This is a genomic window from Micromonospora sp. MGP-C2, from assembly GCF_057766525.1.
This window is the reverse complement of sequence record NZ_JBYMEN010000002.1, coordinates 180,664-203,006: the sequence shown is the minus strand read 5'-3', so window position 1 is coordinate 203,006 and position 22,343 is coordinate 180,664. Positions and strand designations below refer to the sequence as shown.

Annotated in this window: 17 protein-coding genes; 11 read left to right on the top strand and 6 right to left on the bottom strand. The window is 71.6% G+C overall.

What is annotated here, in order from left to right; all coding sequences use genetic code 11:
- Positions 1-3: 3 nt before the first annotated feature.
- Positions 4-3,231 (bottom strand): ATP-binding protein, encoded by a 3,228-nt coding sequence (locus AC3CF1_RS00410; protein ID WP_488449233.1) that lies wholly within the window; start codon positions 3,229-3,231, stop codon positions 4-6.
- Positions 3,232-3,343: 112 nt separating this feature from the next.
- On the opposite strand from AC3CF1_RS00410, the gene AC3CF1_RS00405 reads away from it, so the two are divergent.
- From AC3CF1_RS00405 to AC3CF1_RS00380, 6 genes are all read left to right on the top strand, one after another.
- Entirely contained in the window at positions 3,344-4,177 is an 834-nt protein-coding gene (locus tag AC3CF1_RS00405) for an ABC transporter ATP-binding protein (RefSeq protein WP_355163071.1), read from the top strand.
- 32 nt (positions 4,178-4,209) lie between these two features.
- Complete coding sequence (locus AC3CF1_RS00400) at positions 4,210-5,193, top strand: ABC transporter substrate-binding protein (protein ID WP_210926460.1); 984 nt, start codon at positions 4,210-4,212, stop codon at positions 5,191-5,193.
- 5 nt (positions 5,194-5,198) lie between these two features.
- Positions 5,199-7,298: an iron ABC transporter permease gene (locus AC3CF1_RS00395; RefSeq protein WP_488452022.1), complete on the top strand. Its 2,100-nt coding sequence runs from the start codon at positions 5,199-5,201 to the stop codon at positions 7,296-7,298.
- Between the two features lie 28 nt (positions 7,299-7,326).
- Complete coding sequence (locus AC3CF1_RS00390; RefSeq protein WP_488449232.1) at positions 7,327-8,232, top strand: siderophore-interacting protein; 906 nt, start codon at positions 7,327-7,329, stop codon at positions 8,230-8,232.
- Positions 8,233-8,334: 102 nt separating this feature from the next.
- Positions 8,335-9,795, top strand: coding sequence for an SDR family NAD(P)-dependent oxidoreductase (locus AC3CF1_RS00385; RefSeq protein ID WP_488449231.1), 1,461 nt, complete (start codon positions 8,335-8,337; stop codon positions 9,793-9,795).
- A 46-nt stretch (positions 9,796-9,841) separates the two neighbouring features.
- Complete coding sequence (locus tag AC3CF1_RS00380; protein WP_488449230.1) at positions 9,842-10,318, top strand: heme-degrading domain-containing protein; 477 nt, start codon at positions 9,842-9,844, stop codon at positions 10,316-10,318.
- Positions 10,319-10,381: 63 nt separating this feature from the next.
- Here AC3CF1_RS00380 and AC3CF1_RS00375 read toward each other — a convergent pair whose 3' ends face one another.
- On the bottom strand, positions 10,382-11,758 hold the full coding sequence (locus tag AC3CF1_RS00375) for an FAD-dependent oxidoreductase (RefSeq protein ID WP_328375312.1): 1,377 nt from the start codon (positions 11,756-11,758) through the stop codon (positions 10,382-10,384).
- A gap of 235 nt (positions 11,759-11,993) precedes the next feature.
- Here AC3CF1_RS00375 and AC3CF1_RS00370 point away from each other — a divergent pair, with 235 nt between their 5' ends.
- On the top strand, positions 11,994-13,379 hold the full coding sequence (locus AC3CF1_RS00370) for a serine hydrolase domain-containing protein (RefSeq protein ID WP_488449229.1): 1,386 nt from the start codon (positions 11,994-11,996) through the stop codon (positions 13,377-13,379).
- 88 nt (positions 13,380-13,467) lie between these two features.
- Positions 13,468-14,796 carry an alpha/beta hydrolase gene (locus tag AC3CF1_RS00365; RefSeq protein ID WP_488449228.1) on the top strand — a complete coding sequence of 443 codons (1,329 nt, stop codon included), beginning with the start codon at positions 13,468-13,470 and terminating at the stop codon, positions 14,794-14,796.
- 26 nt (positions 14,797-14,822) lie between these two features.
- Here the strand turns inward: AC3CF1_RS00365 and AC3CF1_RS00360 are convergent, their stop codons facing one another.
- The gene (locus tag AC3CF1_RS00360) at positions 14,823-16,049 is read right to left on the bottom strand and encodes an MFS transporter (protein WP_355160397.1); all 1,227 of its coding nucleotides are present in this window, start codon (positions 16,047-16,049) and stop codon (positions 14,823-14,825) included.
- Between the two features lie 41 nt (positions 16,050-16,090).
- Here AC3CF1_RS00360 and AC3CF1_RS00355 point away from each other — a divergent pair, with 41 nt between their 5' ends.
- Positions 16,091-17,185 (top strand): ROK family protein, encoded by a 1,095-nt coding sequence (locus AC3CF1_RS00355; protein ID WP_488449227.1) that lies wholly within the window; start codon positions 16,091-16,093, stop codon positions 17,183-17,185.
- A 30-nt stretch (positions 17,186-17,215) separates the two neighbouring features.
- On the opposite strand, the gene AC3CF1_RS00350 is transcribed toward AC3CF1_RS00355, so the two are convergent.
- Positions 17,216-17,668 carry an Rv0361 family membrane protein gene (locus AC3CF1_RS00350; RefSeq protein ID WP_488449226.1) on the bottom strand — a complete coding sequence of 151 codons (453 nt, stop codon included), beginning with the start codon at positions 17,666-17,668 and terminating at the stop codon, positions 17,216-17,218.
- A 57-nt stretch (positions 17,669-17,725) separates the two neighbouring features.
- Positions 17,726-18,976: a L,D-transpeptidase gene (locus tag AC3CF1_RS00345; RefSeq protein ID WP_488449225.1), complete on the bottom strand. Its 1,251-nt coding sequence runs from the start codon at positions 18,974-18,976 to the stop codon at positions 17,726-17,728.
- Positions 18,977-19,193: 217 nt separating this feature from the next.
- On the opposite strand from AC3CF1_RS00345, the gene AC3CF1_RS00340 reads away from it, so the two are divergent.
- Together AC3CF1_RS00340 and AC3CF1_RS00335 are read left to right on the top strand one after the other, a co-directional pair.
- Complete coding sequence (locus AC3CF1_RS00340) at positions 19,194-19,736, top strand: hypothetical protein (protein ID WP_488449224.1); 543 nt, start codon at positions 19,194-19,196, stop codon at positions 19,734-19,736.
- A gap of 272 nt (positions 19,737-20,008) precedes the next feature.
- Positions 20,009-21,145, top strand: coding sequence for a DUF1996 domain-containing protein (locus AC3CF1_RS00335; protein WP_488449223.1), 1,137 nt, complete (start codon positions 20,009-20,011; stop codon positions 21,143-21,145).
- A gap of 190 nt (positions 21,146-21,335) precedes the next feature.
- Here the strand turns inward: AC3CF1_RS00335 and AC3CF1_RS00330 are convergent, their stop codons facing one another.
- Positions 21,336-22,313, bottom strand: a complete 978-nt coding sequence (locus AC3CF1_RS00330) for a hypothetical protein (RefSeq protein ID WP_488449222.1) — start codon at positions 22,311-22,313, stop codon at positions 21,336-21,338.
- Between the last annotated feature and the right edge of the window lie 30 nt (positions 22,314-22,343).

The window sequence follows — 22,343 nt, the reverse complement described above, 5'->3', positions numbered from 1 at the left end:
CGCTCACGATAGACCCCAGCCCGCGCCCAGCTGCGACTTTGACACAGGCCCTTGGGCGAGCAGGTCGTCCATCAGCTCGCGGACCCGGGCGACGGTCGCGGAGACCGACCGACCGCGCCACACGGCCACCAACGACTCGCGTTGCTCCTCGGCCCCGAGGGCGGCGTTGAGTCGTTCGGCGTCGCCGGGTGGGAAGAACGTCCCGGCATGGGTGCCGATGCGTGTCGCGAGCGCGAACAACTCGCGAGCCGCCGCCACGTCGCCCCGGTGCGCGGCGAGTTCGGCGCCTCCCTGCGCCCATGCCCCGATGACCGGCAGGTCCCGTGAGGAGAGCGCCTCGTCGCTGGCGAGGGTCAGTGCGGCGGCCGCGCGCGCGTCGGCGTTCTCTCCCGGCACCGGTCGCACCTGCGCCACCCGCAGGTGCAGGACCGCCACCGCGACCCGGAGCATGGCGCGGGGCTGCGGCGGCGGGCCGGTCCAGCCGGCCAGGATGCGGATCACCCCGTCGCCGTACGCCCGGGCCTCGTCGTACCGCTCGCGCTGCCACGCCACGTGGGCCAGCCCGAGACACGCCACCGCGGCGTCCACGGCCTCGGCCTCGCCCGGCGCCGCCGTCTCGACCAGTCGCCGCTCGGCGTCCGGGTCGCCGGCCAGGGCGAGCTGCACGTCCAGCCGCACCCGGATGGACCGGGCATCCTGCGTGGCACCGATCAGCTCCATGTGGCGGACGCTGCGCGCCAGCCACTCGGCGGACCGCGCACCCTCGCCCGGCACCAGGAACTGCCCGACGGCACCCGCCGCCATCGCCATGCCCCACTGGTCACCGGCCACCTCGAAACGACGGTAGGCCTGCTCGGCGTCGACGACCGACGCCTCGTACATGCCACCGTTCTCCCGGACTGCGGCGCGGGCGAACAGGCCGAGCCCCTGCACGTACGGGTCGGGATGCCCGACCATGCCGACGGTGCCCTGCATGCTCTCCTCCGGGTCGACGGCGTCGAACAGGGGTAGCGCAGTCGCGATAACGGTCAACCGGGACGACACCTCGTCCGGCCGTTCGGCGAGGACTGTCCGAAGTGCCCGACGGGCGAGCACGGCGAGCCGGAGGTCGCCGCTGATGCCGGCGTTGACCCCGATCAACAGGCACATCCAGGCCAGCCGGTCGGCGTTGGGCAGCGGCCTGCCGCTGCGACGGCCGTAGGTGATCGCGGAGTGGAGCCGTCGCTTCGGGTCCTCGACGTGCAGCAGACCCGCCGCCCACCCGGACACCTCCAGGTGCAGTCCGCGAACCGCCCAGAGGTGGAACAGCGCGGTGGCGATCTCGACGGCGGCGGGCTCGTCGTCCTGCCCGAGTGCCCAGCGCAGACCCGCGAGCAGGTTGTCCTGCTCGTCGGCGCAGCGGGTGAGCGCGTCGATCTGGCCGGGGCCGATGAACTGGTCGGCGAGCGCGACCGCCTGCTCCCGCGCCCACTCGACCAGGCCGTCCATGGCCAGACCCCGTGCACCTACCGCGTCGAGGCGGGCTTCGCCGTACTCACGGACCGTTTCGAGCATGCGGTAGCGCGGTGGACCGTCCCCCTCGACCAGGGTCAACAGGGACTGTTCCACGAGTGTCGCCAGGCCACGACGGACGTCCGGGGTCTGGGCGACCGCAGCGGCGAGGTCCGCGGTGAACGGCGCGGGGATGACCGCGACCCGCTGGAGCAGGTCACGGTCGTCCTCGGCGAGCAACTCCCTGCTCCAGTCGACCATCGCCCACAGGCTCGCGTGCCGCTCCGGCAGGCCGCGCAGGGCGTCGTCGAGCAGCGCGAAGCGGTCGCTCAGACCGGCGAGGACGTCGTCGATCGGCATGCTGCGCAGTCGCGCGGCGGCGAGTTCGAGTGCCAGCGGCAGGTTGTCGAGCCGGTGGCACAGTGCGAGTGCCCGCGTCGTGTCCCAGGTGGGCACCGCGCCACCGGCCCTCGCCCGGGTCTCGACCAGGGCGAGCGCGTCGCTGTCCGGCAGGGCGGTCAGCCGGTGGACCAGTTCGCCGGCGAGGCCCAGCGGTGCCCGGCTCGTCGCGAGCACGGTGACCTCGGGCGAGGTCACCGCGACCAGGTCCGCGACGACGGTGGCCACCGCGTCGAGGACGTGTTCGCAGTTGTCCAGCACCACCAACCCGTCGAGGTCGGGGGCCACGGCGCGAAGCCGTTCCTCGGGGCTGAGCACCCGCCGCTCCAGGCCCAGGTTGCCGCCGGTCGCCGACGTGTCCGCGCCCCCGAGGGCCGCGAGCACCGTGGGCAGCACCTCGTCGGACGAGCGCAGGCCGGCCAGTTCAATCACGCGTACCGACCGTCCGGCCGCCGCCGTGCGACGCGTCACCTCGGCGGCGAGACGGGTCTTGCCCGCGCCGCCGGCTGCCACGATCGTCACCAGAGGCGCGTCGGCGAGTCCGTCCACCACGGCCGCGACGTCGCGTTCCCTGCCGACGAGGGCGGTCATCGGCCGGCGCCACGCGGCGGGCAGGGCGATCCGCATCGGCTGCCGGGGCGAGGGCTCGACGGCCGGGGTGGTCAGCTCGCCCCGCAGCAGCGCCAGGTGGACCTGTGTGATCACGGGTGACGGGTCGGTGCCGTACCGGTCGGCGAGTTCGGCCCGGAGCCTCTCCACCACCTCCAGCGCCTCCGCCTCCCGTCCCTGAGCGGCGAGGACCCGGACGAGCAGGGCGGCGGACGGCTCGTCCGGCGGTGTGCGCGCGACGAGCCGACCCAGGTCGACCTCGTCGAACGGGCCCGCGCCGGCGAGTGCCGCCTGTGCGCGCAGCGCGGCGACGTCCGCGAACAGGCGGGTGTCCTCTGTGGTGCCGAGTTCGGGGACCTCGGGGAACAGGGCTCGCGCCTGATCGGCAGTGCTGCGGGCGGCACCGGCGTCGCCGGCCTGGAGCGCGGCCCGCGCCCGGTCGACGAGCGCGCGCGCCTCGACCGCGTCGACGGTGATCTCGTCGGCGGGCAGCCGGTATCCGCCCGGCACCGCGACCACGGGCAGACCGAGACGACGTACCCGGGACACGAGCGCCTGGACGGCCCCGGTCGCGTCGTCGGGTGGCGCGCCGTCCCACACGGCGTCCATGAGCAGACTCGTCGACACCGCCCGTCCACGCGCGTCGACGAGCGCGCGGATCACCGCGGCGAGCCGTTCACCCCGGACCGGTCGGCCGTCGACGGCGAGTGGGCCGAGGGTCGTGATCTGCACGGAACCAGCATCCCCCACGCGTGCACGGACCCGACCACCGACGCTCTCCCCGCGGACCACGACTCCGGGACCGGCTTGACACGCGGGCATTTCCTTAGGTTAGCCTCACCTAATGCAGAGCGAGTTGGCGTCGGCCAACGGGGAGCGCAGCCTGTCCGGCGTCGGCCTCCGTCTGGGCTACCACGGTGTGCCGGTGGTGCACGGTGCCATGATCAGCCTTCGTGCGGGTGCCGTGACCGCGCTGGTGGGGCCCAACGGCAGCGGCAAGTCCACCCTGCTGCGGGCCCTGGCCCGGCTGCACCCGATCCAGTCCGGCACGGTCCACCTCGCCGACGGCGTCACCGCCGCCAGCCTCCCGTCCCGGGAGTTCGCCCGTCGGGTCACGCTGCTCGCCCAGAGCCGGCCGGTGCCCAGCGGGGTCACCGTCCACGACGTCGTGGGATACGGCCGCCACCCCTACCGAGGGCGCTGGCGCGCGGAGGATCCGAACGGTCCGGCGGCCATCGCCCGCGCCATGGACGTCACCGGCGTGACCGCGATGGCCGATCGACCCGTCGACGAGCTGTCCGGCGGCGAGTTGCAGCGGGTGTGGCTGGCCACCTGCCTGGCCCAGGACACCCCGGTGCTGCTGCTCGACGAGCCCACCACGTTCCTCGACCTGCGCTACCAGGTGGAGATCCTCGACCTGGTCCGTGACCTCGCGGACGACCACGACGTCGCCGTCGGCGTCGTGCTGCACGACCTCAACCAGGCAGCCGCCGTGGCCGACGAGGTGGTCCTGCTGCAACAGGGCCGGGTGCGCGCCACCGGCACCCCCGCGGCGGTCTTCACCGAGGACGCCCTCACCGAGACCTACGGGATCCGCATCGAGGTGACCACCGATCCGATCAGCGGACTGGTCACCACCCGCCCGGTCGGGCGGCACGCGATCCGCGCCCTGGTCTGAACACCCCTCATCCCCAGCAGAGAAAGACCGTCATGACCCGTACCCGTTTCACCGCCCTCCTCGCCGTCGTCACCGCGTTGACGCTCGGCGCCTGCGGCACCACCGAGAACGCCGCAGCCCCCGAGACCTCATCCTCGGCGGCCGGCGGCCCGGTCACCCTCACCGACAGCCGCGGCAAGGAGATCACCCTCAAGGCCCCGGCGACCAAGGTCGTCGGGCTCGAGTGGGGCGAGGTCGAGATGCTGGTCAGCCTGGGCGTCATGCCCGTCGGGGTCGCCGACCCCAAGGGCTACGGCACCTGGGTCACCTCCGCGAAGCTCGACCCGGGTGTCAAGGACGTCGGCACGCGCGGCGAGCCCAGCGTCGACTCGATCGTCGCCCTCCAGCCCGACCTCATCGTGATGGAGGACGACCGGGGCGCCAACATGGTCAGCCAGCTGGAGAAGTACGCCCCCGTCGTGGTCGCCAAGGGCAGTGACGCCACCGACAACCTCGGCCGGATGCGCGCGGACCTCAACATGATCGCGAAGGCCGTCGGCAAGACCACCGAGGCGGAGAAGCTGCTCGCCGACTTCGACGCGGCCATCGCCGACGGCAAGAAGAAGATCGCCGACGCGGGCGCCGCCGGCCGTCCGTTCGCCATGGCCGACGGCTGGAAGGAGGGCAGCACCGTCAGCATCCGGATGTTCGGCAAGGGCTCTCTCGTCTCCGAGATCGGCACCCAGCTCGGCCTCACCAACGCCTGGACCGGCAAGGTCGACGAGGCGTGGGGTCTCGGCCAGACCGACGTCGAGGGCATGACGGTCCTCAAGGACCCGAACCTGCGCTTCTTCTACAACGCCTCCGACGGCGACGACGTGTTCGCCGACGGTCTCGCCGGCAACGCCATCTGGAAGTCGCTGCCCTTCGTCCAGAAGGGCAACGTGCGCAAGATGCCCAACGGCATGTGGACCTTCGGCGGCCCGCTCTCCGGCAAGCAGTACATCGACGAACTCGTCAAGACGTACGCGGTGTGAGCGTGCTGAGCGCACCCCCACGTCCGGAGCCGGCCACCCGGCCGGCTCCGGGCGGACGCCTGGCCGTACCCCGCGTCGCCGGTGTCTTCGTCGCCGCGATCCTGCTGCTGCTCGTGGTGGGCGCGGTGCACCTGACCCAGGGCACCTCGACGGTCGGCGCCCTCGACCTGCTGCGGCTGGCGACGGGCGCCGACGACGAGGCGGCCCGCGTCCTGCTCGCCTCCCGGTTGCCCCGGCTGCTCGCCGGGTTGGCGATCGGCGTCGCGCTCGGGTTCGCCGGGGCCGCGTTGCAGTCGATCGCCCGCAACCCGCTCGCGTCCCCCGACACCCTCGCTGTCAACGCGGGCGCCCACCTGGCGATCGTCGCCGTGGCCGCGTTCGGCGTCTCGCTGCCCGCGCTGCCCGCCGGTGGCCTCGCCTTCTGCGGAGGGCTCGCCGCCGCCGGCCTGGTGATGGCGATGTCCTCCGGTGGCCAGGCCGGCACCACCCGACTCATCCTCGCCGGCTCGGCGACCGCGCTGGCCCTCGGGTCGGTGACGACCCTGCTGCTGCTCCTGTTCGAGCAGGCCACCATCGGTCTGTTCGCCTGGGGCAACGGCTCGCTGGTGCAGAGCGACCTGACGGCGCTGACCCAGTTGGCCCCGGTGCTCGTCGGCGCCGTCGTGGTGCTGATGCTGCTCGGGCACCGCCTCGACATCCTCGCCCTCGGCGACGACACCGCCACCGTGCTCGGTCTCAACGTGCGGCGCACCCGGCTCACCGTCATGGTGCTGGCCGTGCTGCTGTCCGCCGCGGCCGTCACCCTCACCGGCCCGGTCGGCTTCGTCGGCCTGTGCGCCCCGGTGATCGTCCGGCTGCTCGCCCCCGTGGTGCCGGGGGTGCACCGGCACCGGATCCTGCTGCCGTTGTCCGGCATCGCCGGGGTCATCATCGTCCTCGGCTCCGACGTGCTGCTGCGCGCCGTGATGGGCGGGCAGGCCGGTGTCGACATTCCCACCGGCGTGGTCACCACACTGTTCGGCGCGGCGATCCTCATCTGGCTGGCCCGCCGGCACCGCGACGCGGGCCCCACCCGCCGCCCGCCCGGCGGGCACGCGGCCGTCCGCTCCGCCGCCTTCCACCGCAGCGTCCTCACCGTCACCGCCGTCCTGACCGTCGGGGCCGTGGCGGTCGGCATGCTCGCCGGTGACACCTGGGTGCTGCTCGGTGACGTGCTGAACTGGCTCAACGGCAGCACCGGGCCCGCGTACACCTTTGTGCTGGACCAGCGGTGGCCGCGCGTCGCCGCGGCGGTCCTGGCCGGCGCGGCGCTCGCGGTTGCCGGCACCACAGTGCAGGCAGTCTGCCGCAACCCGCTGGCCGAACCCGGCATCCTCGGCATCACCGCCGGCGCCGGGCTGGGGGCCGTCTCACTGCTCACCTTCGTGCCGCTGGCCGGAGTGTGGGCCGTCTCCGGTGTCGCCGGGCTCGGCGCGATGCTGGCCTTCGCCCTGGTGTACGGCCTGGCCTGGCGCGGCGGACTGAGCTCCGACCGGCTGGTGCTGATCGGATTCGGCGCCTGGCAGGGCGGCATGGCGGTCATCACCTACCTGGTCGTCGCCTTCGACCCGTGGAACACCGGCAAGGCGTTGACCTGGCTGTCCGGCTCCACCTACGGCCGGATGCCCACCCAGGTGCTGCCGGTGCTGATCGCCCTGCTGGTGCTCACCCCGGCCGTCGTCGCCGCCCGTCGCGAACTCGACCTGATGGCGCTGGACGACGACACTCCCCGGGTGCTGGGCGTCCCCCTGGAACGCACCCGTCTGATCGCGCTCGGCGCGGCGGCGCTGCTCACCTCCACCGCGGTCTCGGCCGTCGGGGTCATCGGCTTCGTCGGGCTGGTCGCCCCGCACGCCGCCCGGGCGCTCGTCGGTGGCCGGCACTCCCGGGTGCTCCCGGTGGCCGCGCTGCTCGGCGCGGCGCTGGTCAGCATCGCCGACACCGTCGGCCGGACGCTCATCGCTCCGGCCCAGATTCCCGCCGGCCTGGTCACCGCCATGATCGGCGCCCCGTACTTCGTCTGGCTGCTGTGGCGGTCACGCGCAAAGACGAGCAACACCCGGTAGACGCCGGACCGAACCCGGAGAGGCACCCATGACCAACACCCTGCCCATCGCCCCGTGGCGCGTGTTCACCGTCACCGTCCGTGCGGTACGCCGGCTCAGCCCGTCCTTCCTCCGGGTGACCTTCACCGGAGTGGACCTCGACCGCTTCGCCGACAACGGCTACGACCAGCGCATCAAGTTGGCGCTGCCGCTGCCCGACCAGCGCGGGGTGGATTTCCCGGAGGGGGCGGACTGGTACGCGCAGTGGCGGGCGCTGCCCGAGCACCGGCGTAACCCGATCCGCACCTACACCGTGCGGGCCGTCCGACCGCACCTGGCCGAGGTCGACCTCGACCTGGTGCTGCACGGTGACGGCGGGCCGGCGACACGCTGGGCGCGGCGGGTGGGCGCCGGCGACCAGATCGCCATCGTCGGGCCGGACTCCGGCTACGACGGCAACCACGGCGGGGTCGAGTTCCGACCGTCGGCCGGGAGTTGCCTGCTGCTGGCCGGGGACGAGACGGCCGTGCCGGCGATCAGCAGCATCTGCGAGCGACTGCCCCTCGACACCCGGGGGGTGGTTCTGCTGGAGGTGCCCGACGCCGACGACGTGCTGCCGCTGGTGGCGCCTCCCGGCGTCGAGGTCCGCTGGATGCCCCGGGGTGTCGACGGGTACGGCAGCCGGCTGGTGCCCGCCGTCGCCGCCGCGGCCGATCACCTGCTGGTCCCTCGCGCGTCGGCGACCACGCAGCCCGTCTCGGACGTGGACGTGGACACCGAGATCCTCTGGGAGGTGCCCGAGGAAGTGGCCACGGCGCCGCTGTACGCGTGGCTGGCCGGGGAGGCCGGCGTCATCCGCACACTGCGCCGGCACCTGGTCGCCGAGCGAGGTCTGGACCGGCGGGCGGTGGCCTTCATGGGCTACTGGCGCCTCGGCCACGCCGACGCCAACTGAAGCACGAGGTGCGTCGCGGGCCGCACGGTGCGTACAGTTTCGGGTCGGACTTCGGGCGAGCCGGTTGGATCCGGCACGGGATACGGGACGAGACAAAGACGCATGACGGTGGACAACATTACCGAAAACGGTCAGGACGGCATTGACCGAAGCCGGCTGGAGGCCTGCCTCAGCGTCTTCGAGGCGTTGGAGGCGCTGCCCTCCGACCATCCCGACGTGGTGCGTGTGCAGCGGGCCACCGCCCGGCTCTACAAGGTGATCAAGCAGAGGCGACGCGAGGAACGGCGGGACGCCATCCTCGCGGCCGACCGGGCGGTGACGGAGGCCACCGCCACCGGCGCTCCGGGACGCATCGACGACGAGACCCAGGGCATCCCGCTCGCCACCTCCGTCGCGGGCGAGACGGCGGGCTTCCTGCACAACCCACGCGGCTGCTACGTCTGCAAACAGCGCTACCGCGAGGTGGACGCCTTTTACCACCAGCTCTGCCCGTCCTGCGCCGCGCTCAACCGGGAGCGCCGCGACGCCCGTACCGACCTGACCGGGCGGCGCGCCCTGCTCACCGGCGGCCGGGCCAAGATCGGCATGTACATCGCTCTGCGGCTGCTGCGCGACGGCGCCCACACGACGGTGACCACGCGGTTCCCGCACGACGCGGTCCGCCGGTTCGCCGCGATGGCCGACAGCGGGGACTGGCTGCACCGCCTGCGCATCGTCGGGATCGACCTGCGCGACCCCGCCCAGGTGATCGCCCTCGCCGACTCGGTCAGCAGCCAGGGCCCCCTCGACATCCTGATCAACAACGCGGCGCAGACCGTCCGCCGCTCCCCCGGGGCGTACGCGCAGCTCATCGCCGCGGAGGCCGCGGCCCTCCCGGACGGCCCGCTGCCGGAGCTGATCACCTTCGCCAAGCCGGACGGCCAGGGCGGCCCGGTGGGGAGCCTGACCGCCGCGCCACAGTCGACGGCGCTCACCCCGCACGCGCTCACCGCACTGGCGCTCACCAGCGGTTCTGCCTCGCCGGAACGCATCGCGGCGTCCACGGCCATCGACGCCGGTGGCCTCGTACCGGACCTCGACTCGGTCAACAGCTGGGTCCAGCGGGTGCAGGAGGTGGACCCGGTCGAGTTGCTCGAGGTGCAACTGTGCAACGTCACCGCGCCGTTCGTGCTGGTCAGCCGGCTGCGCCCGGCGATGGCCGCGGCGGCGGCCCGCCGCAAGTACGTGGTGAACGTGTCGGCGATGGAGGGCCAGTTCGGCCGGGGCTACAAGGGGCCGGGGCACCCGCACACCAACATGGCCAAGGCCGCGCTGAACATGCTGACCCGCACCAGCGCCGAGGAGATGCTGACCGACGGCATCCTGATGACCAGCGTCGACACCGGCTGGATCACCGACGAACGCCCCCACCCGACGAAGATGCGACTGGCCGACGAGGGCTTCCACGCCCCACTGGACCTGGTCGACGGCGCGGCCCGGGTGTACGACCCGATCGTCCGCGGCGAGCTGGGCGAGGACCTGTACGGCTGTTTCCTGAAGGACTACGCGCCCTGCGCCTGGTGATCGCCCCGCGCCTGGTGATCCGCCCCGTTCGACGAGGAGAAGAAACATGTCAACTGACCGTGACGCGTGGCCGACCCTGGACGAGCTGAGACGCGAGGAGGGCGAGCTGGAGCTCGCGGGCCTGTCCGAGACGGACGCGTACGAGCTGGGGATGCTCGCCGTCACTGCCGCGACCGAGCAGCGGCTGCCGGTCTCGATCGGGGTGTGGCGGGCCGGGCGCCAACTGTTCCACTGTGGCCTGCCGGGGTCGACGGCCGACAACGACGCGTGGCTGCGCCGCAAGGGTCGGGTCGTGATGCGGTTCGAGCACTCGTCGCTGTACATGGCCCGGTTGTGCCAGGACAAGCAGGTGACGCTGGCCGAGAGGTACGGCCTGCCGGCCTCGCGGTACGCGGCGGCCGGTGGCGCGGTGCCGCTGCGCGTCCGCGGCACCGGAGTGGTGGGTTGGGTCGGTGTCTCCGGGCTGCCGCAGCTCGACGACCACCGTTTCGTCGTCGACGTCCTGCGCAAGCTCCCCCGCTAGACGATCGGACCCGGCGGCCTCGTCACGAGGTCGCCGGGCCGTCAGTGCTCAGGTGCGGGGTCGTCAGCGGGCGCGTCGGTTGGCGCGCAGCGCGCCGAGGAGCACGCCGGGCCGGGCCAGCGCCCGTGGGTGCTCGCGCATGGAGACCACGTCGTTGAACCGGCGCGCGGTCGCCACGTCCGTGACGGTGGCGGCGATGATCTGCCGGCTCGCCCAGCTGGAGATCCGGTAGCCGCGCGGGTAGGGCCCGTCGACGTGGGGCAACGCCAGGTCGGCGGAGGTCGAGATCGACCACGCCGCGTCGACCACGACCTGTTGCAGCGCGAGGAAGTGGTGCGCGGGCGCCCGCAGATCGGGGCCGGACCGCAGATACATCGACAGGCAGGCCGCGTGCAGGGCCGCCGACGTCATCCCCTGCCCGTACACCGGGTTGAACGACGCGACGGCGTCGCCGACGCTGACCAGGCCGGCCGGAAACCGCTTCAGCGCGTGGAAGTCCCGTCGCCGGCTGTCGGCGTGGTGGTAGGTCTGGACGTCGCCGAGCATCTCCTGGTCGGCGAGCTCGCCGAACTCCGGTGGGAACTGCTCCCGCAGACGGCGGACGAAGTCCTCCGCGGTGCGCCCCGGGCGGTTGTCGCCGTAACCGGCCATCATGGCCATCCACCGGCCGTCCTCAATGGCGAAGAACGCGGCCCCGGCGACGTCCAGCCCCATCTTCGGGGTGTGCAGCGCCAGCACGACCGTCGAGGGCGGGGTGACCGCCGGGCGTCGGAACAGGGCGGTCGCGTAGTTGAGGTGCGTGGTCATCCGCCGGGTGACCGGCCGGTCCCAGCCGGCCTGCTCCAGCCAGTCCGAGAGTCGGCTCGACCGCCCCATGGCGTCCACCACGAGGTCGCCCCTCTCGACGCCGACGACCCCGCCGACCTCGCAGCGGACACCGGTGACCGCGGCGCCCTCGAACACGAGGCCGGTGGCTCGGGCGGTGACCGTCTTGACGTTGGGCAGCCGCAGCACCTGCTGACGGATCAGCCCCTCCAGCAGCGGCCGGCTGCCCGCCAGGCTGTCGGCGTCGTCGGGGACGACGACCTTCGCGCGGCCGTCGAGGTAGTTGCGCCGGGCTTCGGGTGGCGCCTCGATCGCCCCGTGCGCCAGCGCCTCTTCGCGGAATCCCGGGAAAAGGCGCTCCAGCTGGAGGAGGCCGCCGGGCAGCAGCGCGTGCAGTTGCGTCCCCTGGGGGACGCCGGGCCGCGCGCCGGCCACCTGGGGGTCGTCCCGGTCGATGATGACGACGCTGTCGGCGTGATCGGACAGCACCCGGGCGGCCAGCAGGCCGGCGATGCTGCCACCGACCACGACGGCCGTTCCCATCATCGGGGCGGCCTGGTCAGGGGGTCGAGCCGCGTTCAGCTCTGCGAAGACCCGGGAAGGGGAGAGGGACATCGTGCTCTCCAAGGGATGCGAGGTGTGTGCCCTCCGCCGTGCCCGCCAGCGTTCGGTGCGCGGTCGGACCGGTGGACGGTCGTTCGGCGTGACGCTCGCCGATCGTCGCACAACCCCACGGTTGTCGACCGACCGTGTCCGGCAGGTGACCACTTGTCGGCCGATGGGATGGACGACATCGACGTTCGGCCGGTCCGGTTGGCGTGCGTCAGTGTCAACTGTCACGATCTCCGGCATGCTCGTTGCGCGTCGTACTCTGCTGGGGGCCGGCCTGGCCGCTGCCACCTCCGCCATTGCCGGGTGCGGCGACAGTGGCTCGCCGGACCCGGGTGTGGCCGGTCCCGGTGACGCGGTGACCGCGACCGACGCCGCTGGCAACACTGTGGGTTTCGGCGCGGCGGGGAACGCCACGTCGCCGTCGGGCTCTCCGAGCGCCACCGCGTCCCCGAGCGGCGCCGCCGCGCCGGCCGGGCAGGCCCGCTACGCGCAGGACGTGACCGCGCTGCTGCGGCGGCACCTGCCCGCCACACCGCAGACCGTCCAGCACAAGGGCTTTCCCGGTGCTGTCGCTGTCGTCCTGGTCGACGGGAAGACGACTGTGCACACCGCGGTCGGGGACGCGCTGCGCTACGGAGCGGGCCCCAAGCTGCTCGCGGCGGGCCAGCGCGTCGAGATGCGTCCCGACTCCGTCTTCGACCTCGCCTCGGTCACGAAGGTGTACACGGCCATCCTGCTGTTGCAGCAGGTCGACAAGGGACGCGTCGACCTCGGTACGCCGGTCCGCGACTACCTGCCCGCCTTCACCGGCGCGGGCACCGAGCGGGTCACCGTCGAGATGCTGCTCACCCACACCAGCGGTCTGCCCGTCGGCGCCAAGGTCACCGGGCTTTCCGACAACGCGGCTCGCTGGAACGCCGTGCTCACCACCGGGCTGGTCTCCGGTGCCGTGCCCGGCAACACGTTCCGCTATTCCAGCGTCGGGCTCATGGTCGCCGGCAAGATCGTCGAGAAGGTCACCGGTCAGCGCCTCGACCAGGCGCTCAAGAGCGGCCTCACCGGCCCGCTCAGCCTGCGCGACACCGGCTTCAACCCGAACACCTGGCTGTCCGGCAGCGCGAAGGCCGGTCGTCTCGTCGCCACCGACGCCCGCTCGTCGCGGGGTCTGCTCCGGGGCACCGTCCACGACGACGTCGCCAACCACCTCGGCGGTGTGGCCGGCCACGCCGGCATCTTCGCCACCGCCACCGACCTGGCGGCGATCGGTCAGATGCTCCTCGACGGGGGCACTTACCAGGGCAAGCGGGTCCTCTCGGCGGCGACCGTACGCCGGATGCTCACCAACCAGAACTCCGGGAAACCCGCCGTCGACCCGGAGCGGCCCAATCGGACCGCCGCCCACGGTCTGGGAGTGGTGCTCAACCAGAGCTGGTTCATGGGTCGGCTCGCCTCGGCCCGGACGTTCGGCCACACCGGTTTCGCCGGCCCCTCGCTCCTGGTCGACCCGGGCCGCAGACTCGTCCTGGCCCTGCTCACCAACCGCGCGCATCCCAACTGGAGCTGGGCGAACCCCGACCCGGTCCGCGCCGCCGTCGGCGACCTGCTCGCCAAAGAGGTCAACTGACCAAGGAAGGTGTGGACCGCCGCGCCTCACCCTGACACGATACTTGCGCTAACAGTGCACATACTTTGTCGCTCAGGGTGGAGGACCGATGCACACGTTCCGCCGGAGACTGCTCTGCGTGCTGGCCGGAGGCGCCCTCGCGGTCGGCTTGTCCGTCACCCCCGTTCCGCGCGCCGCCGACGCCGCAGCCACGCCGACGTACCGCCCAGTGATCTTCGTGCACGGCAGCGCCGGGTCGGCCTCGCAGTTCCAGACCCAGGCCAAACGACTCGCCAGCAACGGCTACCCGATCGACATCATCGAGGCCCACGAGTACGACTCGCCGAACATCGCCACGATCCTCCCCCAGGTGTACGCGGGGCTCGACGCGCGGATCTCCCGCCTGCTGGCGACGACCGGCGCGGACCGGGTCGACCTGCTCGCGCACTCCCTGGGCACCTTCGTCCTGCAGGGTTACCTCACCAGCTCACCGGCGCGTGCCGCCCGGGTCGCGCACTACGTCAACCTGGACGGGCGCACCGCGACGTCCCCGCCGGGCGGTGTGCCCACGCTCGCGATCTGGGGTGAGGGCGATCCGGCCCGCGCCATCGTCGGCGCGACGAACGTGCACCTGGCGGACCAGTCCCACACGCAGACCGTGTCGTCGGCGGAGTCGTTCGGCGAGATCTTCCGCTTCCTTCAGGGTCGCGCGCCACACACCACACGGATCGTGCCGCAACTCTTCGGCACGGCCCAGGTCTCCGGTCGCGCGGTGCTCTTCCCGAGCAACGTCGGCGTCACCGACGCCACCCTGGAGGTCTACCCGGTCAACTCGCTGACCGGTGGTCGATTGTCGGACCGGCCCACTCATCGGCTGCCCCTGAGTGGCGACGGCGCGTTCGGTCCCGTCCCGGTGCTCGCCACGGCCCGCTACGAGTTCGCGATCGTGCGTGCCGGCGCGCCGACGCACCACTTCTACGCCCAGCCGTTCCTCCGCTCGGACTCGTTCGTCCGCCTGGCGACCAGCATTCCCGGCGAGGGGCTCGGCGCGCTGGTGGACACCAGCGACCGGCACACCGCGCTGACGATCCAACGCCAGAAGGAGTGGTGGGGCGACCAGGGCGACGCCGGTGACAACCTCTGGATCAACGGCCGGGATGTCCTGAACGCGGCGAACACGCCGCGGGTCAAGCGGACGATCGCCATCTTCGCGTTCGACGACGACAGCGACGGCGTGACCGATCTGACCGCTCCCCTGCCGGAGTTCTTCAGCCAGACCTTCATCACCGGCGTCGACCTGTTCATCCCGTCGACGCCGGCGCACCTCGGCCTGGTGCGGATCACAGTGGGTCAACGCGGCGGCGGGTACGACGTGATCAACCTGCCGAACTGGAGATCGAGTGCCCATCGCGTGACGGTCAGCGTCGACGACTTCTGACCCCCAGCGCGGGCGGCCCGGTCACGTCAGCTCCCGACGGTGGCCGGGACCCGCTCACGCGTACGGCGTCCGACGGCGAAACTGACCATCCCCAGGGCCAGCCCGACGATCGCCAGGACGACGCCCACCCGGGCCGGCGCGAGGTAACCGAGCCCGGCGGCGATGGCGACGCTGCCCAGGGCCGCGCCCAGACTGTTCGCGATGTTCATGGCGGACTGGTTGAGCGCCGCGCCCATCATCTGCGCTCGGGGGGCGACCGTGATCAGGCGCGCCTGGAGGACCGGCCCGAGATAGAGGCTTGTCGCACCGACCAGGAACGCGCCGACGAAAAGGCCGACGCGAGTCGACGCGACGAGGCTGAACGCGGCGATGCTCACGGTCATCGCGACGAAGCCGATGACCATGCTCCGTTGCAGGTCACGGTCGGCGAACCAGCCACCCAGGGCATTTCCCACGGTCATGCCGAGCCCCACCGCGACCAGAGCCCACGGCACCGTCGTGGCCGAGAGGCCGGCCACGTCGGTGGTGACCGGCGCGATGTAGGTGTTGACCGCGAAGAACCCGGCAAACCCGACCGCCCCCGTCGCCGCGACGAGCCAGACCTGCGAGGACCGCAGCGACCTCAGCTCGGCCGCCGGCGAGCCGTCGACCGTCGCGGCGACCTCCGGCACGACCGCCAGCACCGCCAGCAGCGTGAGCACGAAGACACCGGCGATGACCAGGTACGCGACGCGCCAGTCGGCCGCCTGCCCGAGCCGGGTGATGAGGGGTACGCCGACCACGTTGCTCACGGTCAGGCCGCTGAGCACTGTGGCGAAACCACGGGCCTCGTTGCCGGGGCCCATCAGGGTCGCCGCGAGCAGACCGGCCGCCCCGAAGTACGCCCCGTGCGGCAACGCCGCCGCGAACCGGGCCACCAGCACCAGGTCGAAGGTGGGGGCGATCGCGGAGGCGACAGTGCCGACGGCGAAGAGCGCGAGCAAACCGAGCACGAGCTTCTTGCGGGGCAGGCGGGCGCTCAGCGCGGCGATCAGGGGCGCGCCCACGACCACGCCGAGGGCGTAGGCGGTGATCGTCCATCCCGCTCGGGCGACCGCGTCCGAGGACGACCGGGCGTACTCCTGCGGGAGCAGGCCGCGCGCGATGTCGGGCAGCAGGCCCATCGCCGCGAACTCGGTCAGGCCGATCGCGACGCCACCCAGTGCCAGCGCGACCAACGCCGCCACCCGTCGACCTCTGCTCAACTCGATCACCGAAAAAATTTAGCAACAGCGTTGCGTAATAGGCTGGTGAGATGACCCGCATCACTGCCGACGTGAGCTTCCTGCGCGGCTACAACCAGGCACGGGTCATGGCACTGGGGCGCACCGTGCGAACGTTCGAGCGGTCGACCGTGGTCGAGGCCACCGGGCTGACACCGCAGGCGGTCTCCAAGGTCATCGCCCGCCTGAGCGCCGACGGCCTGATCCGTCCCGCCGGTGTGCGCCGTACGGGCATCGGCAAGCCCGCGGTCGTCTACGAACTCGTCCCCGACAGCCGGTACGCGATCGGCGCGCACGTGGCCCGGCGCACCCTGCGGCTGGTCCTGGTCGACCTGGCCGGCACCGTGCACCACTCGACGGTCAGCCCGCTGCCCGGCGACTTCACCCCGGAGCAGCTGCTCGACGCCCTGACGACCGGCATCGACGCGATGACCGGCAGCAGCGACGTCCGGGGCCGGCTCACCGGGGTGGGCATCGGCATGATCGGCCCGCTGGACCACGCCCACGGCCTGGTCCGTGACGCCCACGGCCTGCGGCACTGGCACGACGTACCGCTGCGCGAGATCGCCGAGAAACACCTCGGCCTGCCCGTCCACCTCGACAAGGACGTCACCGCCGGGATCACGGCCGAGGCCTGGCGCCACGGTGCCACGTTCGGCGACGCGGCACTCATCATGATCGAGTCCGGCATCGGTGGCGGATTCTGGCTGGGCGGCACGGCCCATCGGGGCGCGCACACCAACGCGGGCGAATTCGGCCACACGGTCGTCGACCTGAACGGACCTCGCTGTGTCTGCGGTCGCCACGGGTGCCTGGAGATCGTGCACAACCAGGCCGCCGATGCCGGAGACATCGACCGCGCCGCCCGCGTCGTGGCGGTGGGCGTGGTCAACCTGCTCCAGACACTCGACCTCGCCCACGTGGTGCTGGCGGGCGCGGATCTCCTACGGCATTCGCGGACCTATCTCGCGGCGGTCACCGAGGCCGTCCAGGCCGACGCGCGACGCGCGGACTGGCTCACCACGAAGGTGACCCTGTCCAGCCTCGGCGCCGACGTCATCGCCGCGGGCGCCGCCATGCAGGTCCTCGACCAGCACTACGGCGTGCCGGAACTCGCCCCGGCCTGAGCCCCGACCACCGACTCGCCGGGTCGTCGCTCACTGGCAGACGCGCCACTCACCGTCCTCCTTGACCAGCACCATGGTCTGGGTCATCCGTGCACCCGTGGCCTCCTGGACCATCTCGACTGTCGAGGTCCCGGTGACCCGCCCGTTGGAGTTGTTGACGTACACACTGACGATCTTGTAACTGCCGATCTTCAACTGGGCAGCCTGGATACGGGCGAAATCGGCCTGCGTCATGGTCTCGCGTATCTCCCCGCACAGACGCCCGTACGCGGCCGGGTAGTTGCCGGCCCGCACGTCGTCGATGTACGCAGCCGTGGCAACCCGGACCGGTTTGACGGCGTCCTTGATGGAGCGGTAGAACCAGAACCCGCCGCAGACGCCGACAACGCAGCACACCGTCAACACCACGCCGACGACGATCAGGACGGTACGAGTCGTCCGGTTGGGCTTCCGGCTGGGAACCATCATCGGCTCGTACGTCATGACCCGGAGGGTAGGGACGTCCGGCAAGTGCGTTGAGCCTGTCGGACACCTGCCGGTTCAGCCGCCGGAGGCGGAGGGACCGGACGTCGGCGAGCCGCCGCCGACCGCGTCCTCATGGGGCACCGGGGTCGGAGCCGGTCGAAGAGCGGCGGGTACCGGCAGTGCGCTGCCCTTGACGAACTGCTCCCAACTGGTGTTCCAGGCCGTCCACCCGTTGCCCGGCTGCAGCCGGACCTCGGTGCCGGTGAAGGTGACCAGATCACCGACCTGGGTGATGCCCATCAGCCAGTCGGCGGCGGCAGCCGAGACGTTGGTGCAGCCGTGCGACACGTTGCGGTGTCCCTGATCCGACACCGACCAGGGCGCTCCGTGGATGAACTCGCCGCCCCAGGTGAGCCGTTGGGCGTCCTGGACGTCCACCACGTAACCGCCGTTCGGCTCGCCGCGCGTGTCGAACCTGGTGCGCTGGTGCTTCTCCATGATCACCATCTTGCCGCTGGAGGTCGGCGTGCTCGGCTTGCCGAGGCTGACCGGGATCTTGCGGATCAGCTTGCCGTCGCGCAGCACGCGCATCTGCTTGGTGGCGTTTTCGACCTCGATCGCCACCTGCCGCCCGATCGTGGACGTCGCGGTGCGGTCGGCGTCACCGACCCGGTTCCGGCCGATCGGCAGACCCTGCAGACCGGCCCGGACGCTGATGGTCGTGCCCGGCCGCCAGAAGTCCGGAGCGCGGTAGTAGACCTGGCTGCCGTCGTCCACCCAGGACCAGACACCCGGCTGCGGTGGGTTCGTGGTGACGAACAACCGGCGCTGCACGTCGGCACGAGCCGCCTTGGCGATGGGCGGATCGAAAGCGAGGGTCACCGGCATCGCCGTGCCGTACGTCCGTTCGTCGGCGAAATACAGCGTGCTGGTCACCTGCGGCTTCGTCGACGTCGCCATGGTGGTGAAGGTCGTCGTGCGGGTGGTGGTCCCCCCGGAGTCGCCGGTGGCGATCACCTCGGCCGTGTAGGTGCGCTGGGGCTGCAACGGAACGGTCGGCACCCACGCCGAGCCGTCCTCCCGTGGCTGCGCCCTGACCAACATCCCGTTGTCGTCGGCGATACGCACGGCGGTGATCGTCCCGCCCTTGACGAGCGGCACGACCTCGGCGCTGAGCGGCACGTTCCGGGACCGGTCGGCGGGCGTGAGGGTCAGCTCCGGCGACGGCACCTCCCGCTCGGCCGGCCGGGCGGCGGGCTTCCGCTCGACGGTGCATCCGCCGAGCACCAGAGGTGTCGCCGCGACGATCACCACCGCGAGCGCCATTCGCCTTCGTAAACCCATCGAACGTCTCCCGGCTCTACGTGCTTTCCGTGGCCGCAATTCTCTCCACGTCCACGGCGCCGCGCGCTGTTTTTGGAAATCACGAAGCGAAGGTGGGAAGGCGCGGCCGCACACCACCCGGCCGGGGTTCGTCGCCGCTGTCCGCCTTTCGTGACCTGCGGGGCATCGAAGCGTGATACCGACGTGGAATGCTGCGGACATGCGCAGAAGACGACGTTCCTGGATTCTCCTGACGCTTCCCCTCCTCCTCCTGACCGCCTGCAGCCCACCTGACGAGCCGGTGGTCGCGCTCGCCGTCCGCGATGGCCAGCCGGTCGGCGTACTGGTCCCGTGCGGTGGCAGTTTCGGGCAGCTCGGCGTGCACGTGAACCACGACGACCAGGGTGACCAGGCCAACCGGCCACCACTGATCACATGGGACGTCCAAGGCCGATCGACGAGCGAGGTCGTGGAGGCCACCCTGCTGGGTCAGCCGCCGGAGGGCTGGGAGGTCGCCGACGCAGTCGACCTCACCGCCGCCGAGTCAGGCATGGATGTGGACGTCGAGCCGCTCACCGAACTGCGACCCGGGGTCACCTACACCGTCAGAGGGTCAGCCGGTCGTGACTCCATCCCGGTGGATTTCACCCTCGCGGATCTCCCGCGGATCGGCCCGGACGAGGTGCTCGCCCCGCGCGGGCGGGACGCGACGACGGTGGTGTCGCGCAAGGCCTTCCTGCGCAAGGCACGCGGCAGCTGCTGACGAGACGGGGTGCCAGTCGACGCGCGGTGCTGGCCATCAGCTCGTCGCGCCCGGCAACCCCGGACGCCCAGAAAAGTGGAGTGCCGCCGGAGTCGCCGATTACAGTTTTTGGAGAAGAATCAGGGAAATGAGATTGAATCGACAGCGCGGCGGCTCCGCAAAGCTGACCAGGCAATTGCTGAGCGATATTTAAGGCAGATTTAATCGCTGCGGTTGCGAACGAACAGGTGGGCGACTCGTACTCTTCCTTCTCGGAAGAAAGGTGCGCCCCCTTGATAAATCTGCGATCCACCCCTCGACACCGTCGTTCCGTCACCGCCCTGCTGCTGGTGAGCCTGGCGCTCGCCGGCGGATGCAAGGAGGTCCCGGGCACTCCCGGTGCGTCCGGCCCATCCGGTGACACCGGCATCGGCTCGTCCGGCCCTGAGGCGCCGACGGACGCGGCCCCGGCCGACCCGTCGGTCACGCCGAGCGCTCCGGGCACGTCCGCGACGCCGTCCACCCCGGGTAAGCCGACCACCCCGTCGGCCGGCACCGTCCCACCCACCGCGTCCGGGGGCTGGATCACCATCGACGCCGCCGCGCAGGCAGCCGCGACGAAGGCGTTCTTCACGCGCAAACCCAAGGCGGTGACCGGCAACCCGGTCAAGGTCCCCGAGTTCAATGTCGGCTGCAAGACCAGCCACCACAACAGCGACGACCCGATCGTGCTGCCCAAGCTCGTCGGCGGCTCACACAACCACACCTTCTGGGGCAACCGGTCGACCGACGCCAACTCGACCGCCGAGTCGCTGCGGGCGTCGAAGGCGACCACCTGCAACTCGCCGGACGATCAGTCCGCCTACTGGGTGCCGACGATGTACCAGAACGGCAAGGTCGTGGACCCGACGGAGGTGACCGTCTACTACGGTTCCCGGCTGAAGGACCCGAGCCGGACCCAGCCCTTCCCGTTCGGCCTGCGCATGATCACCGGGAACGCCAAGAACCAGGTCGACACCCCGGACAAGCAGGGCAACCACTTCTGGTGCGCCGGTATCGGCGGCGAGGTCGGCCGCAGCGCCGACAAGACCTTCCCGGTGTGCGCCAAGACCGCGAACATCGTCCGGCAGATCACCTTCCCGGACTGCTGGGACGGCAGGCACCTGGACAGTCCGGACCACAAGGCGCACATGGCCAACGGTGACCACACCGGGGCCTGCCCGAAGAGCCACCCGGTGCCGGTCCCCTCGGTGTCGTTCGTGATCTCGTACCCGTTGAGCGCGAACACGGACGGCATCACCCTCGCGTCCGGCACGTCGTTCTCCATGCACGCGGACTTCTTCAACGCGTGGAAGGACGAGGCGCTGGCGGCACGGGTGCGCAACTGCCTCGACCAGGGCGTGAAGTGCAACTCGGCCGGTAACTTCTAGGCAGGGCTGACGGCGTGGGCCTCGGCTGGCCCGCCATGCCGATGTGCTGTTGAGCGGTATACCTCAGAGGCATATTTACACCTCTGAGGTATACCGCTCACTACCGTATCCACCCCGACGGAGGTGACCGACGATTACCACCGGCCGCCAGCTGCGCCCACCGTCCCAGCCAGGGTTGGGGCTTGCTCGGCTAGAGCCTCGCGGCGCCGGCCGCGGCGGCCTCCAGCACGGCCGAGGTACGCCGGACCTCCGCCCGCTGGTCACCGGCGTCGTCCCGGTCCGCAGCGGCCACCCGCGCAGCCCGGTTGGTGGTCGTGGCCGCCTGGTCGCCGGTCACGCCACCACGGATCCGGTTGTTGGCGGCCACCTGGGCGACCGGGTCGTTGCCGGTCACCGTCAACTGACCGTTGATGATGTTGTCGTCGATGGTGACGCCGCCGGTGGTGCTGGTGATGCTGACGTCCCCACCCCAGTAGCCACCGGAGGCGCAGCTGTCGAGGGCGCCGTTCGGGCCGACCTGGACGCCGCCCACGTTGCCGGCGAACGTGGCCCTGCCGCGTACCGCACTGCCGCACACGACACTGCCGGTGGCGCTGTTGAGCACCGACAGCGTGCCGTCGACGAACGAGTCGTGCAGGTCGGTGTAGTAGGTGCCGGTGCTGCTGAGGTTGCGCTGCACCTGGGTGCCCCGGTCGAGCCGGACCTCACCCGCACCGACGGTGACGTTCCCGGCGACCGTCGACTCCTCGGCGAACAGGAAGCTGTCGATGGTCGCGCTGCCCTTCGGCCGCACGGTCACGGTGCCGGTCTGTGCGTCCTTGAGGAAGATGCCGTATCCGCCGGCGGCCAGCACCAGCTGGCCGTCGACTGTGGTGTCGGTGGCGTCGAGGTAGCCGTCAGCGGCGACGCGGACCTCGCCGCTGACCCGCCCACCGGTCACCACCAGGTTGCCGCCGGCCGCGACGGTGACGTTGCCGGTGATCGTGGTGCCGGTGAGCGCGCAGGACTCCCCCGCCGGCACGTACAGGTCGTTGGGCACGGTCACCGCCCCACCGGTGCCGATGCAGTGGGTGACCAGGTCGGCGTGGGCGGTGGGTGCCACGGCCAGCACCGAGGCGGCGACGACGGCGCTCACGGTGGCCAGCTTGGCGACGGTACGTCCGGGCATCGTTGTACTCCCTGTCGATGAGATTCGAGG

What these genes read in the sequence shown, in the direction of transcription:
- AC3CF1_RS00405 (WP_355163071.1), top strand. Translation starts at nt 3,344, where the DNA reads ATGCAGAGCGAGTTGGCGTCGGCCAACGGGGAGCGCAGCCTGTCCGGC.
- AC3CF1_RS00400 (WP_210926460.1), top strand. Translation starts at nt 4,210, where the DNA reads ATGACCCGTACCCGTTTCACCGCCCTCCTCGCCGTCGTCACCGCGTTG.
- AC3CF1_RS00390 (WP_488449232.1), top strand. Translation starts at nt 7,327, where the DNA reads ATGACCAACACCCTGCCCATCGCCCCGTGGCGCGTGTTCACCGTCACC.
- AC3CF1_RS00385 (WP_488449231.1), top strand. Translation starts at nt 8,335, where the DNA reads ATGACGGTGGACAACATTACCGAAAACGGTCAGGACGGCATTGACCGA.
- AC3CF1_RS00380 (WP_488449230.1), top strand. Translation starts at nt 9,842, where the DNA reads ATGTCAACTGACCGTGACGCGTGGCCGACCCTGGACGAGCTGAGACGC.
- AC3CF1_RS00375 (WP_328375312.1), bottom strand. Translation starts at nt 11,758, where the DNA reads ATGTCCCTCTCCCCTTCCCGGGTCTTCGCAGAGCTGAACGCGGCTCGA.
- AC3CF1_RS00370 (WP_488449229.1), top strand. Translation starts at nt 11,994, where the DNA reads ATGCTCGTTGCGCGTCGTACTCTGCTGGGGGCCGGCCTGGCCGCTGCC.
- AC3CF1_RS00365 (WP_488449228.1), top strand. Translation starts at nt 13,468, where the DNA reads ATGCACACGTTCCGCCGGAGACTGCTCTGCGTGCTGGCCGGAGGCGCC.
- AC3CF1_RS00355 (WP_488449227.1), top strand. Translation starts at nt 16,091, where the DNA reads ATGACCCGCATCACTGCCGACGTGAGCTTCCTGCGCGGCTACAACCAG.
- AC3CF1_RS00350 (WP_488449226.1), bottom strand. Translation starts at nt 17,668, where the DNA reads ATGACGTACGAGCCGATGATGGTTCCCAGCCGGAAGCCCAACCGGACG.
- AC3CF1_RS00345 (WP_488449225.1), bottom strand. Translation starts at nt 18,976, where the DNA reads ATGGCGCTCGCGGTGGTGATCGTCGCGGCGACACCTCTGGTGCTCGGC.
- AC3CF1_RS00340 (WP_488449224.1), top strand. Translation starts at nt 19,194, where the DNA reads ATGCGCAGAAGACGACGTTCCTGGATTCTCCTGACGCTTCCCCTCCTC.
- AC3CF1_RS00330 (WP_488449222.1), bottom strand. Translation starts at nt 22,313, where the DNA reads ATGCCCGGACGTACCGTCGCCAAGCTGGCCACCGTGAGCGCCGTCGTC.